The sequence below is a fragment of the Streptomyces sp. NPDC044064 genome, from assembly GCF_056434245.1.
Genome location: NZ_JBWKFN010000012.1, coordinates 272,388 through 285,462 on the forward strand (window position 1 = coordinate 272,388; position 13,075 = coordinate 285,462).

13 protein-coding genes and 1 riboswitch are annotated in these 13,075 nt (G+C 69.6%); of the genes, 3 read left to right on the plus strand and 10 right to left on the minus strand.

Going from position 1 to position 13,075, the window contains the following annotated elements:
• Positions 1–4 precede the first annotated feature (4 nt).
• From AC07DS_RS21520 to AC07DS_RS21535, 4 genes are all read right to left on the minus strand, one after another.
• Positions 5–1,027 carry a C40 family peptidase gene (locus AC07DS_RS21520; RefSeq protein ID WP_479147493.1) on the minus strand — a complete coding sequence of 341 codons (1,023 nt, stop codon included), beginning with the start codon at positions 1,025–1,027 and terminating at the stop codon, positions 5–7.
• A 236-nt stretch (positions 1,028–1,263) separates the two neighbouring features.
• Entirely contained in the window at positions 1,264–2,298 is a 1,035-nt protein-coding gene (locus tag AC07DS_RS21525; RefSeq protein WP_479147495.1) for a C40 family peptidase, read from the minus strand.
• Positions 2,299–2,510: 212 nt separating this feature from the next.
• Complete coding sequence (locus AC07DS_RS21530) at positions 2,511–3,854, minus strand: NYN domain-containing protein (RefSeq protein ID WP_479147496.1); 1,344 nt, start codon at positions 3,852–3,854, stop codon at positions 2,511–2,513.
• Between the two features lie 37 nt (positions 3,855–3,891).
• Complete coding sequence (locus AC07DS_RS21535; RefSeq protein ID WP_145875323.1) at positions 3,892–4,131, minus strand: hypothetical protein; 240 nt, start codon at positions 4,129–4,131, stop codon at positions 3,892–3,894.
• A 153-nt stretch (positions 4,132–4,284) separates the two neighbouring features.
• On the opposite strand from AC07DS_RS21535, the gene AC07DS_RS21540 reads away from it, so the two are divergent.
• Together AC07DS_RS21540 and AC07DS_RS21545 are read left to right on the plus strand one after the other, a co-directional pair.
• Positions 4,285–5,028 carry a rhomboid family intramembrane serine protease gene (locus tag AC07DS_RS21540; protein WP_479147498.1) on the plus strand — a complete coding sequence of 248 codons (744 nt, stop codon included), beginning with the start codon at positions 4,285–4,287 and terminating at the stop codon, positions 5,026–5,028.
• Positions 5,025–5,306: an Lrp/AsnC family transcriptional regulator gene (locus AC07DS_RS21545; RefSeq protein ID WP_145875327.1), complete on the plus strand. Its 282-nt coding sequence runs from the start codon at positions 5,025–5,027 to the stop codon at positions 5,304–5,306. Before AC07DS_RS21540 ends, AC07DS_RS21545 begins: the two co-directional genes overlap by 4 nt.
• Positions 5,307–5,341: 35 nt before the next feature.
• Here AC07DS_RS21545 and AC07DS_RS21550 read toward each other — a convergent pair whose 3' ends face one another.
• From AC07DS_RS21550 to ctaE, 6 genes are all read right to left on the minus strand, one after another.
• Positions 5,342–6,703: an aminotransferase class V-fold PLP-dependent enzyme gene (locus AC07DS_RS21550; protein WP_479147501.1), complete on the minus strand. Its 1,362-nt coding sequence runs from the start codon at positions 6,701–6,703 to the stop codon at positions 5,342–5,344.
• A gap of 160 nt (positions 6,704–6,863) precedes the next feature.
• Positions 6,864–6,980: riboswitch (SAM riboswitch) on the minus strand.
• Positions 6,981–7,066: 86 nt separating this feature from the next.
• Positions 7,067–8,131, minus strand: a complete 1,065-nt coding sequence (gene trpD / locus AC07DS_RS21555; RefSeq protein ID WP_479147503.1) for an anthranilate phosphoribosyltransferase — start codon at positions 8,129–8,131, stop codon at positions 7,067–7,069.
• Positions 8,132–8,250: 119 nt separating this feature from the next.
• Positions 8,251–9,882 (minus strand): cytochrome bc1 complex cytochrome b subunit, encoded by a 1,632-nt coding sequence (qcrB, locus tag AC07DS_RS21560; RefSeq protein WP_479147505.1) that lies wholly within the window; start codon positions 9,880–9,882, stop codon positions 8,251–8,253.
• Complete coding sequence (qcrA, locus tag AC07DS_RS21565; protein ID WP_479147507.1) at positions 9,879–10,937, minus strand: cytochrome bc1 complex Rieske iron-sulfur subunit; 1,059 nt, start codon at positions 10,935–10,937, stop codon at positions 9,879–9,881. The genes qcrB and qcrA overlap by 4 nt, the downstream gene beginning before the upstream one ends.
• Positions 10,934–11,746 carry a cytochrome bc1 complex diheme cytochrome c subunit gene (gene qcrC, locus AC07DS_RS21570; protein ID WP_479147509.1) on the minus strand — a complete coding sequence of 271 codons (813 nt, stop codon included), beginning with the start codon at positions 11,744–11,746 and terminating at the stop codon, positions 10,934–10,936. Before qcrC ends, qcrA begins: the two co-directional genes overlap by 4 nt.
• Positions 11,747–11,808: 62 nt before the next feature.
• Positions 11,809–12,429, minus strand: a complete 621-nt coding sequence (gene ctaE, locus AC07DS_RS21575; RefSeq protein WP_094220137.1) for an aa3-type cytochrome oxidase subunit III — start codon at positions 12,427–12,429, stop codon at positions 11,809–11,811.
• Between the two features lie 146 nt (positions 12,430–12,575).
• Here ctaE and AC07DS_RS21580 point away from each other — a divergent pair, with 146 nt between their 5' ends.
• Positions 12,576–12,977: a response regulator gene (locus tag AC07DS_RS21580; RefSeq protein ID WP_479147511.1), complete on the plus strand. Its 402-nt coding sequence runs from the start codon at positions 12,576–12,578 to the stop codon at positions 12,975–12,977.
• Positions 12,978–13,075: the final 98 nt, after the last annotated feature.

A 13,075-nucleotide genomic window follows, 5' to 3' on the forward strand; every position in this document is an offset into this window, starting at 1 on the left:
GAGGTCAGGGCCGGGTGACCGAGGAGACCGGCATCATGCCGACCGGGTCGTAGCGCACCGGCGCGCCCGGGTAGGGGGCGTGGATGACCTGGCCGTTGCCGACGTACATCGCCACATGGCTGGCGTCGGAGCGGTAGACGACCAGATCGCCGGGGCGCGCCTGGGAGAGCGGGATCTGCCGGCCGGCGTACCGCTGCTCCTGGGAGGTGCGCGGCAGGTGGATGCCGGCGTGCCCGTACGACCACTGCATCAGGCCCGAGCAGTCGAAGCCGGAGGGGCCGGTGGCGCCCCACACGTAAGGGCGGCCGAGGGCGGAGCGGGCGGCGGCGACGGCGGCGGCCGCGCGGGCGTCGGGGGCGACGGCGCCGGACAGGTCGGGCAGGTCGACGCGGTCGGAGCCGTCGGAGCGGGAGGCCCGGTCGTAGGCGGCGCGTTCCGCGGCGGGCAGGGAGTTGAGCAGCTGCCGGGCCCTGGCGAGCTTCTTCTCCACGGTCCGCTTGTGCGTGTCGACCGCCCTGCGGCTCTGCTCCAGCGCGGCGAGCTTCCCGGCGGCCTCGGCGCGCTCCTGGGCCAGCTCGCGCATCGCCGCGCTCAACTCGCGCAGCCGTTCCGCCTGCTGGGCGCCGATGCGGTCGAGGGTGGCCGCCTTGTCCAGGTAGTCGTCGGGGTCGTCGGAGAAGAGCAGCGCGACGGCCGGGTCGATGCCGCCGGCGCGGTACTGGGCGCCGGCCAGCGAACCGAGCCGCTCGCGCATGGTGTTGATGCGCTGCTGCTGCCGGGCGATGTGGTCCTGCGCGTCCCGGACCTCCCGGCGCAGCACGTCGGCCCGCTCGTCGGCCCTGTCGTAGGCCTGGGTCGCCCTCTCGGCCTCCTCGTAGAGGCGGTCCACCTCGGCACGGGTGTCCCCGTGCGGCGCCGCTTGGGCGGGTAGGCCGCCGAGCGCGGCGGACGCGGCCGACAACACGCACAGGGCGACGCCGGCGCCCCGGTTGAACCCGGACAGTGCAAGGCGGCGATGGGACCCCACGGCAGTCCTTCTGCTGGCGGACAGAGACAGCTTCCCCGGCGCCGGGGACGGGGAGGCCCCTGCGCCGGGGAATCGCGGCAGACAGTAGCCGTGCGGAAGGACCGCGCCGAACGCCGTCGGGCGGCGCGCAAACGCGACGTCCCGCCCCTGACGCAGGTCATGGGCGGGACGTGGAGTCAGTCTCGGTTCACCGGATTCGCCCGTTCGGGCGCCACCGAGTCAGCGTCGCGAAGTTGTCAGACCCGGACGCCGAACTGGAACGGCATGTTGCCGATGGCCTCGTAGCGGACCACGGCGCCGGTGTGCGGGGCGTGCAGCACCTGGCCGTTGCCGGCGTAGAGGCCGACGTGGTGCAGGTCGCCGTAGAAGAACACCAGGTCGCCGACCTTGAGGTCGCTCTGGCTGGAGATCCGGGTGCCGATGTTCGCCTGGGCCTCGGAGGTGCGCGGGATGGAGACACCGGCCTGCGCGTAGGCCCAGGAGGTCAGGCCCGAGCAGTCGAACGAGGACGGGCCGGAAGCGCCGTAGACGTACGGCGTGCCGATCTTGCTCTGGGCGGCGGAGAACGCGGCCGAGGCGCGGCCGGAGGCCGGCGGGGCGTCGCCGAGGTCCACCCGCTCGGTGGAGGAGCGGTTGGCACGCGCCTGCTCTGCGGCGAGCGCGGCCTTCTCCTTGGCGGTCAGGGTGTTGAGCAGCTTCTGCGCCTCGGCGAGCTTGCCCTGGACTTCCTTCTTCTTGTTGCCCAGCTCGGTGCGGGTGGCGGCGAGGTCCTTGAGCTTCTCGGTGGCCTCGGCGCGCTCCTGGGCGAGTTCGCGCTGTTTGTCCTGAATCTTCTTCAGCGCCTCGACCTGCTGGCTGCTCAACTGGTCGAGCGTGGAGGCCTTGTCGAGGAAGTCGTCCGGGTTGGAGGACAGGAAGAGCTGGACCGAGGAATCTATGCCACCGGAGCGGTACTGGGCGGTCGCCAGCGAACCCAGGCTGTCGCGGAGCTTGTTGAGCTCCTGCTGGCCGCGGGCCACGTTGTCCTGGATGGTGGAGATTTCCTTCTGCAGCTTCTGCTGCTTCTCCTTGGCCCCGTTGTACTTCTCGGTGGCCTGTTCAGCCTGCTCGTAGAGCGTGTCGACCTTTGCCTTGACCTCGTCCTTGCCGAGCTTCTCGCTCGGCGCGGCATTGGCGGCGTTCGCGCTGAGCGCGACGGCAGCGGCGGCTGCGGTGGTCAGCACGGTGACACGCGTGCGACTCGGCTGCTTGGGTCGACGATGGGACGCCACGGAGGACGAACTCCTTCTTGTGAGTGATCACCCGTTCGGAGGTTCGAGCCCAGACCCTAGTGACCCAGTTGTGATCAGTTCAAATCCTCGCGGCAAAAAAACCTGTGACGCAATGCATTCTTTGCACATAACTCACTTGCAGTGAGGCGCGATTGACCCTACGTGGCGTGAGAGTCGGGCCAATTCGGGCATTGCGTATGTGCGTTGGACCTTCAGGACAGTCGCTTCAGAAGTACCGCAGAGGCGACGGGCCGGGCACCGGCTCTGGCGACCCCGTCGGCGACCTCCCGGTCGGTCGAGGCGACGATGACCGGACGGCCCGGCGGCTCCGCGCGCACCAGCTGGCGGATCAGCTCGTCGGCCGTGACCCCCGGCTTGGAGAACAGCACCCGCACCCCGCGCGGCGGCGCGAGCAGCACCGGCGCGGCCAGTTCGGCGCCGTCGAAGACACAGGTCACCTCGGCGCCGGTCTGCGCGGCGAGCGCCGAGAGCTGCCCCAGGAGCCGCAGCCGCTGCTTCTCCAGCGGCATCTGCGGATAGCCGGTCTTGGTGACGTTGTAGCCGTCGACGACCAGATGCGCCTGCGGCAGCGCGAGCAGCTGGTCCAGGATCGCCGGATCGTTCTCGGACAGGGCGCGGGCCGCGATGTCCTTCGGGGTCATACGCCCCGGTTCGACCGCGTCCACGGTCTCGGCCGGGCGCACGGAGACCGGGGGCAGGGCGAGTTCGCGCCGCAGCCCCTGGGTGGCGTCCAGCAGGGTGTCGAGCAGCAGGCGTACCCGCATGTCCTCGACGCTGCGCCCCTCGCGGGCCGCCCGGCGGGTGGCCTCCAGCCCGGCCTCGGCCTCGCCCAGACGGGCCTTGAGCCGGCGGGACTCGCTCTCGGCGGCCGACAGCTGCGCCTGCCCCTCGGCGCGCACGGCCTCGATCTCGCCCTGGACCTTGCGCAGCGCGGCCTCGCCGCGCTTGACGTCGCTCAGCGCGGCGCGGAGCTTGCGGTGCAGCGACTCCGCTTCCTTCTTCGCCGACTCCGCTTCGCCGCGCAGCCGTTCGGTCTCGGTCCGGGTCTGTGCCCGGGCCTCGGCCAGTTCCTCGCGCAGCCGCTCCAGCTCGGCCCGGCTCTCCTCGTCGGCCCGCTCGGCGTCCGCCCGCTGGGCCTCCTCGCCGGCCGCGGTGACCAGCTTCACCCAGCCCGCCGGACGCAGTACGTAGGCCGCGGCCGCCACGTCGAGCGGGTCCGCGGCCGGGGGCGGCGAGCCGGAGTCGAGGGCGCCGGACAGCTCCGGCTGCGCCTCTCTGAACTTCTCTCCGATCCGCTGCCGGAAGAGCGGATCGGTCTCCAGTGCGGCCGCCATCGCGTTCCCGGCGAACTTGGCCCGCCGGTTCGGTGCGAACCGGGCATACTGCCGCAATTGGGCGGGCAGTTCCGCCAGGGTCAGGCCGCCGAATCCGTCCGAGACGATCTGCACGACCCGTCGGCGCACTCCGTCGGGCAGCGGACGGTCAAGCACCTCAGCGGTGCCGTCGCCCGGCCCCCCGCCTGCGGTCTCCACCATCCGTCACACCCCAATACCTGTACGGGGCCCGCTCCGCTCAGGAGCCGGCGCCCGGCCTGTCCACGAGTTCCACCTGGTCCACCGCGTTGCACCAGCGGCAGCGCACCGAGTCGATGGTCTCACTGACCACCTCGCGCTCCTCGACCGTCGGCTCACCGGCGAGGTCGAGGTGGACGTACTCGACGACCTTCGACGAGCGGGTCACGTCGAAGCGGGTGAGGTTGCCGCAGAGGGTGCAGCGCCATCGCGTCGTGGCGGTCGGCAGGGGAACCGTCATCGTGACTTTTCGCTTCCTTCTCGGGTCGGTCCGCGTCGCTCCTCGACGCGTGTGGCTCGTAACCCTACGGCCTGGCGGGTCCTCACCGCCCGTCCGTCCGCGGCGGCGAGGCGGTCTGTCAGGTTGCGTCCCCTTACGTCATGCTCTGTAGTCATGATCAACACCTGGAGCACGACGGCCGGCCGCACACTCAGGGCGCTCCGGGACACCCCCGCGCCGATGACGTACGCCCTCATCGCCGTGTGCTCCCTGATCTTCGTCCTGGGCCCGGCCTCCGGACTCACTCCGGTGTACGGCTCCGCGGACGCGCTGCCGGCCGCGCAGCGCGCGTACTTCCGGCACTGGGGGGTGGTCCCGGCGCGGCTGTTCGACGAACCCGTCCGGGAGGCCCTGACCCCGGTCACCGCGCTGTTCGTGCACGGCAGCTGGGTGCACCTGATCGGCAACATGCTCTTCCTCTTCGTCTTCGGGATCATGACCGAGGAACGAATGGGCCGGGTGGAGTTCACCCTCTTCTACGTCTGCTGCGGTTACCTGGCCCTGCTGGGCTACGCGGCCGCCAACGCCACCTCCGAGCAGTCACTGGTGGGCGCGTCCGGGGCCATCTCGGCGGTTCTCGGCGCGTTCCTCTATCTGTTTCCCCGCGCCCGTGTCACCAGTCTGCTCCCGTTCCTGTTCTTCCTGCCGATGCGCTTCCCGGCCTGGGTGGTGCTGCCCTTCTGGGCGGCGCTGCAGTGGCTGGCGGCGGGGCGCGCCGGCGAGGGGCCGGGGGTCGCCTACCTCGCGCACCTGGTCGGCTTCGGGGTGGGGTTCGGTTACGCATGGGTGCGATACCGGCGTACCACTAAGGTTGAGTGCGCACCGGCTCCGGCACCCGAGGGAGAGAACCCGTCGTGATCACCGCGATCGTCCTGATCAAGACCAGCGTGGACCGGATCCCCGAGATCGCGGAGCAGGTCGCTTCGCTGGATTCGGTGAGCGAGGTCTTCTCCGTCACCGGTACGTACGACCTGATCGCCATGGTGCGGGTGCGCCGGCACGAGGATCTGGCCGACGTGATTCCGGGGCGGATCAGCAAGATTCCCGGGGTCGAGGCCACGGACACGCACGTAGCTTTCCGTACGTACTCGCAGCACGACCTCGAGGCGGCCTTCTCGATCGGTCTGGACAACTGATCGGCTGAAGACCGCCTCACCAGGCGTTCAGAGGCTCACACCGCCGGGACGCAGCGGCCCTCCTCCGTGCGGTACGTCCACTTCGCGCCCTCGGTCACCAGTTCCTTCACCGCCGCGACGAAGCGCTCCACGTGCTCGTCGGGGGTGCCCGCGCCGAAGCTCACGCGGATCGCGTTCAGGGACTTCTCGCCCGGCGCGGCCTCGGGGGCGCCGCACTCGCCCTGGGTCTGGGGGTCGGAGCCGAGGAGGGTGCGGACCAGGGGGTGGGCGCAGAACAGGCCGTCGCGGACGCCGATGCCGTACTCGGCGGAGAGGGCTGCGGCGAAGTGGGAGCTGTTCCAGCCGTCCACGACGAAGCTGATCACGCCGACGCGGGGGGCGTCGTCCCCGAAGAGGGAGAGGACCCGGACCTCGGGCACCTCGGCCAGGCCCGCCCGCACCTTCGCGATCAGGTGCTGCTCACGGGCGACCAGCGCGTCGAAGCCGGCCTCCGTCAGCGCCCTGCAGGCGGAGGCGATGGAGTAGGCGCCGATGACGTTCGGGGAGCCGGCCTCGTGGCGGGCGGCGCTCTCGTGCCACTCCACGGCCACTCCCCCGTCCTCGCGCCGGGTCACCTTACGGCTGGCGCCGCCGCCCGCCAGGTACGGCTCGGCCGCGACCAGCCAGTCGGCGCGGCCGGCCAGGATGCCGGAGCCGAAGGGGGCATACAGCTTGTGGCCGGAGAAGGCGACCCAGTCGACGTCGAGGTCCTGGACCGACACGGGGTGGTGCGGGGCCAGCTGGGCGGCGTCCAGGACGATCCGGGCGCCGTGCGCGTGCGCCGCGGCGGCCAGCTCGCGCACCGGCCACAGCTCGCCGGTCACGTTGGAGGCGCCGGTGACGCAGACCAGGGCCGGGCCGTGCGGCTCACGGTCGGCGAGGGCCCGCTCCAGGGTCTCGACGGCCTGCCGCGGGGTGCGCGGGGCGTCGAGGTAAGTGACGCGGGCGTCCCGCCAGGGCAGCAGGGAGGCGTGGTGCTCGGTCTCGAAGACGAAGACCTGGCAGTCGGCGGGCAGGGCGGCGGCGAGGAGGTTCAGGGAGTCCGTGGTCGAGCGGGTGAAGACCACCTGGTCGGCCGCACGGCAGTCGAGGAACTCGGCGACCGTCCTGCGGGCGTTCTCGAACAGGTCGGTGGAGAGCTGGGAGAGGTAGCCGGCCCCGCGGTGGACGCTGCCGTAGTACGGCGCGTAGGCCGCCACGTCGTCCCAGACACGCTGGAGGGCGGGGGCGCTGGCCGCGTAGTCGAGCGCCGCGTAGGTGACTTCGCCGCCGGTCACGAGCGGGACGGTGACGTCACCGCCCAGAACGGGCAGAGGGGCACAAACGGACTGGTCGGCGGCAGCGGTGAAGACGGACATGGCGAGCTCCTGTGAGAGGAATGCGGAACCACCACGTGAGCGCGTACGGCTCGAACGTGGGGAAGGTGAAAGGGGTACGCGGAGGCGGGGCTCTACGCCCTATCGCATTCGCTTGCTCACAGAAGGCTCCCTCGACGACCAGGACCCCTGGTTTGCGAGGGGTCCGCGCTTGCCGTGGACCTCGCTGCCCACGGCCTGGTCTTCACCCGGGGCACCCCGCCACGGACGGAGGGTTGCCGGACAGTCGGCCGGGGCCTCATGACTGTCACTCATGACCTGATCAGGAACGTAGCCGAGCCGATCGCCGCCGCGCAACTTCTGTCCGGATCCCGGGACACCGCCGCGACGGCGATCAGCCGACCGCTACTTGTTGCTGGCCGCCACCCACCGCTCCAACGTCCGCCTCGCCTCGCCCGAGTCGATCGACACGGCCGCCTTGGCCATGCCGGCGCGGAGCTGCTCGGCCAGGGGGCCCCCGGTCGGTTCGAGGGCCACCAGGGCGGCCGCCGAGTTCAGCAGGACCGCGTCCCGTACCGGGCCCTGCTCGCCGTCCAGCACGCGGCGGGCGACCTCCGCGTTGTACGACGCGTCGGCGCCGCGCAGGGCCTCCACGGGGACGAGGTCGATGCCGACGTCCCGCGGGTCGAAGCTCTCCTCCGCGACCTTGCCGTCCCGGACCACCCACACCCTGGAGGTGGACGTGGTCGTCAGCTCGTCCAGGCCGTCGTCGCCGCGGAAGACCAGCGCGGAGTTGCCGCGCTCGGCGAGGACCCCGGCCACGATCGGCGCCATCCGGGGGTCGGCGACACCGACCGCCTGGGCGCGCACCTTGGCCGGGTTGGTGAGCGGGCCGAGCACGTTGAAGGTCGTACGGATACCCAACTGGCCGCGCGCCGCGGCGACATGGCGCAGCGCCGGGTGGAACTTCACCGCGAAGCAGATGGTGATGCCGGCCTCGTCGGCGACCTCGGCCACCCGCTTCGGGGTCAGGTTCAGGTTGATCCCGAGCTTCTCCAGGACGTCGGAGGACCCGGAGGCGGAGGACGCGGCGCGGTTGCCGTGCTTGACGACCTTCGCTCCGGTGCCGGCGACGACGATCGACGACATCGTGGAGATGTTCACCGTCTTGGCGCCGTCACCGCCGGTGCCGACAATGTCGACGGCGGGCCCGGGTACCTCGATCACGTTGGCGTGCTCGTACATGGTCCGCACGAGTCCGGTGATCTCCTCCACCGTCTCGCCCTTGGACCGCAGGGCCACCAGGAACCCGGCGATCTGCGCGTCGGTCGCCTCGCCGCGCATGATCAGGTCCATCGCCCAGGCCGTGTCGTCGGCGGACAGGTCCTGGCCGTCCAGCAGCCCGTTCAGCAGGGCGGGCCAGGAACGGCCCGCCGCGGTGTCGCCTCCAGCGGGGGTCACAGCGCTCATAGCCGCTCCTGGGTGTCTAGAAGAACAGTGTGGTCCCACCCTATCCAGCCCGGGACACGGCGAAGGGCCCCGTCCGCAACACGGACGGGGCCCTTCGGCGTGGTGTGGCGACGCGAGGATCAGTGGTGGCCGTGGCCGCTCGTGATCTCCTTGTACTCGTCGACAGTCGGCTTCGGGATCTGGTTGTCCTCGCCGTAGTAGGCGTTGCTGAGCTTGGCGCGCAGCTTCTCGGACCCCTTCACCTTGCGCTCGACACCGTTCTCGTCGACCGTCGGACCGATCTCGGCCGGCTCGTACTGGTGGTGAGCCGTGAGGGTGTGCAGCTGCTCCTGGCTGAGCGGCTCGTGCACCTCGATGAACTCACCGTGCGGCAGGCGCTTGATGATGCCGGTCTCGCGACCGTGCAGCACCTTGTCGCGGTCGCGGCGCTGCAGGCCGAGGCAGATCCGCTTGGTGGTGATGAACGCGATGACCGGTCCGGCGAAGAAGAAGATCCGGACGAACCAGGTCACGTCGTTGATCGACAGGTGGAAGTGGGTGGCGATGAGGTCGTTGCCACCACCGATCAGGCCGACCATGTACACGGTCACCCAGGCGACACCGAACGCGGTACGGGTCGGGGCGTTGCGCGGGCGGTCCAGGATGTGGTGCTCGCTCTTGTCGCCGGTGACCCAGGACTCGATGAACGGGTAGAGCGCGATCGCCGCCAGGACGAGACCGAAGAGCACCAGCGGGATGAACACGCCCAGGACGAGCGTGTGACCCCAGAAGTTGATCTCCCAGCCCGGCATGTAGCGGACCAGACCCTCGGCGAAGCCCATGTACCAGTCGGGCTGGGCGCCGGTGGACACCTGGTCGGGGCGGTAGGGACCCATGGCCCAGATCGGGTTGATCTGCGTCACCGCGGCGATGGCCGCGATCACACCGAAGACCAGGAAGAAGAAGCCTCCGGCCTTGGCCATGTAGACCGGCAGCAGCGGCATGCCGACGACGTTGTTGTTCGTCTTTCCGGGACCCGCGAACTGCGTGTGCTTGTGGTAGAAGACCAGGATCAGGTGGCCCACCATCAGGCCGAGCATGATGCCCGGCAGCAGCAGGATGTGGATCGAGTAGAACCGGGCGACGAAGTCGTGACCGGGGAACTCGCCGCCGAAGAGGAAGAACGAGATGTAGGTGCCGACGATCGGCATCGACAGGATCGCGCCCTCGGTGAAGCGGACACCGGTGCCGGAGAGCAGGTCGTCCGGGAGCGAGTAACCGGTGAAGCCGGTGAACATGCCCAGGACGAACAGGAGGAAGCCGAACAGCCAGTTGATCTCACGCGGCTTGCGGAACGCGCCGGTGAAGAACACGCGCATCATGTGCACGAACATGCCGGCGAGGAAGATCAGCGCGGCCCAGTGGTGGATCTGCCGGATGAGCAGACCACCGCGCACGTCGAAGGAGATGTGCAGGGTCGAGTTGAACGCCTCGGACATCAGCTGTCCCTGGAGCGGGACGTAGCTGCCGTGGTACTCCACCTCGTTCATCGACGGGTGGAAGAACAGCGTCAGGTAGACACCGGTCAGGATGATGATGAGGAAGCTGTACAAGCAGACTTCGCCCAACATGAACGACCAGTGGTCGGGGAAGATCTTGCGCATGTTGGACTTGGCCAGGGAGTAGATCCCGAGCCGTCCGTCGGCCCAGTCGGCGACGCGCTCGCCGGCGGGCGCCTTGCCGCGTCGCTCGTTGTTCTCGTTGGTGCTCATCCGCGCTCCCAGAATGCAGGACCGACGGGCTCTTCGAAGTCGCCGAGCGCCTCGAGGTAGCCCTCGTCGTTCACGCCGATGCGGAGCTGCGGCAGGGCGTGACCGGCGGGGCCGAAGATCACTCGGGCACCGTCGGAGAGGTCGAAGGTGGACTGGTGGCACGGGCACAGCACGTGGTGCGTCTGCTGCTCGTACAGGGAGATCGGGCAACCGACGTGGGTGCAGATCTTCGAGAACGCGACGATGCCCTGGTGCGACCACTCGAGCTCGCGCTTGTCCTTGATGTTGTCCGGCTGCAGCCGGATGATCATCAGGGCCGCCTTGGCGATCTCGTTCTGGAAGTCCTCCTGTGCCTCCTCCAGGCCCTCGGGCTTGGCGAAGGTCAGCGAACCGACGGCGACGTCCTCGGGACGCAGCGGCTGGTTCGTGTTCATGTTGACGAGCAGCTTGCCCTTGGCCCACAGCGTGTGGCGCAGCGAGGTGCCGGGCAGCGGGCCGAGGTCGCGCAGCAGCATGACGCCGGAGAGCGGCACCATGGCCATCGCGCCGAACATCGTGTTGCGGATCAGCTTGCGGCGGCCGAGCGCCGACTCCTTGGCGCCCTGCTTGAAGTCCGCGTGGACCTTCGCACGGACCTCGGGGGAGGCGGCGATCGGGTGCCGCTCGTCGGCGACCTCGACGTCGGACATCAGGGTGCGGGCCCAGTGGACCGCGCCCGCGCCGATGCAGAACAGCGCCGTACCGAGGGTCAGGCCGAGCGCGAAGTTCAGCGCGCTGATGTGACCCAGCGGGAAGACGAAGATCGCCTTGTCCTGCGGGATCGCCACGTACGAGGCGATGAAGCCGACGGTGGCCAGCATCGACACCGTGAACAGCAGGGCGACGAAGCGCTCGGACCGCTTGGCGGCCCGCTCGTCGACGTCCTGGATCCGGTGCTCGTGGGGCGGCAGCCCCGGGTCCGCGAACGGGTTCTGCTCGTCCGCGACGCTCACGGCGCCGTGCGCGTGCTCCTGCTCAGCGGGCAGGTTCTCTTCTGGAATGTCTTGGCTACTCATGACTTCTTGGCCTTTGCGGTCCGAGCGGCGACCCAGACGGCTACCGCGATCAGCGCACCGAGACCGAAGACCCATGCGAACAGGCCCTCAGTGACCGGGCCGAGACCGCCCAGCTCCATGCCGCCCGGCTGCTCCGTCTCGCTGCTGTTGATCGCGTTCAGGTACGCGATGACGTCCTTCTTGTTCTTCTCCGACAGCGTGGTGTCGGGGAAGGACGGCATGTTCTGCGGGCCCGTCTGCATGGCCTCGTAGATGTGCTTCGGGTCGACGCCCGTCAGGTCCGGGGCGAACTTGCCCTTGGTGAGGGCACCACCCTTGCCGGTGAAGTTGTGGCACTGCGCGCAGTTGGTACGGAACAGCTCGCCACCCTTGGCGATGTCCGCACCCTCCGGGCCGTACTGCTGCTTCGTCGGCACCTCGGGACCGGCGCCCAGCGAGGCGACGTACGCCGCGAGCTGGTCGATCTGGTCCTGGGTGTAGATGTTCTTCTTCTTTACGACCTGCGGGCCCTGCGAGGTGGCGGCCGGCATACGGCCGGTCGCGACCTGGAAGTCGACCGCCGCGGCGCCCACGCCGACCAGGCTCGGGCCGTCGGAGGAGCCCTGGCCACCGGTGCCGTGGCAGCTGGCGCAGCCGACCTCGTAGAGCTTCTTGCCCTCCTTGATGGTCAGGGACTGGGAGGTTTCATCGGCCTGTGCCTTGCTCGCGGGCGCGAACGCGGCGTACAGCCCCCCAGTGGCCGCCAGCGCGAAGAGTAGGACGACGACCGCCGCCAGCGGATGGCGTCGTCGTGCGGAGAGCTTTTTCACGGATTACCCCGGTGTCAGGATCTTCTGCGTCGATGCTTCTGGATGTGCGGGAGCGGTCCCGGCTACTTGATCAGGTAGATCGTGGCGAAAAGGCCGATCCAGACCACATCGACGAAGTGCCAGTAGTAGGACACGACGATGGCGGCGGTCGCCTGCTCGTGAGTGAACCTCTTGGCCATGTAGGTGCGGCCCAGGACAAACAGGAAGGCGATGAGACCGCCGGTCACGTGCATGCCGTGGAAGCCGGTGGTCAGGTAGAACACCGAGCCGTACGGGTCGGAGGACAGGGAGATCCCGTCCTTCTTCACCAGCTCGGTGTACTCGTAGATCTGACCGCCGATGAAGATCGCACCCATGATGAAGGTGAGGATGAACCAGCCACGGAGCTTCTTCACGTCCCCGCGCTCGGCGGCGAACACGCCGAGCTGGCAGGTGAGCGAGGAGAGCACCAGGATCGTGGTGTTCGTCGCGGAGAACGGCACATTGAGCGCCTCCGCCTGCTCCTTCCAGTGCGCCGGACCGGTCACCGATCGGAGGGTGAAGTACATCGCGAAGAGGGCCGCGAAGAACATCAGCTCGGAACTCAGCCAGATGATGGTTCCGACGCTGGTGAGGTTCGGTCGATTGACCGACGGGTGCGCGTGCCCGGTTTCTACTGTCGTTGCTGTCGCCACGACCGACATTATGTCGGTCGCTTATCCCGCCCTCACTCCGGGGGGTGCCGTTCGGAGTGTTGCTGCCCGCCGAACCGGTGTTGACGTGGTGTTCATGGGAGTAACATCCGCCCCGAACGGCCCTGTCCGTACGACGCTGACGTCTCGGAGGAAGCATGCAGCCGACCGCTACGGTGCTGGTGTACAGCGACGACTCCAACACCCGGGAACAGGTGCGGTTGGCCGCCGGCCGCAGGCCGGCTCCCGATGTGCCCCAGGTCGAGTTCGTGGAGTGTGCGACTCCCGAGGCGGTGCTGCGGGAGCTCGCCGAGGGCGGCATCGATGTGTGCGTGCTCGACGGTGAGGCCGTGCCCATGGGGGGCATGGGGGTGTGCCGGCAGATCAAGGACGAGGTGTTCAACTGCCCGCCTGTGCTGCTGTTGATGGGACGGCCTCAGGATGCGTGGCTCGCCACGTGGAGCCGGGCCGACGCGGCGGTCACCCTGCCGGTGGATCCGGTGGAGTTCGCGGCCGCCCTGGCCGGTCTGCTGCGCCAGAAGCGGTTGCTGAGCGCCTAGCGGAGCGGGGGGGGGGGGGGGGGGGGGGGGGGGGGGGGGGGGGGGGGGGGGGGGGGGGGGGGGGGGGGGGGGGGGGGGGGGGGGGGGGGGGGGGGGGG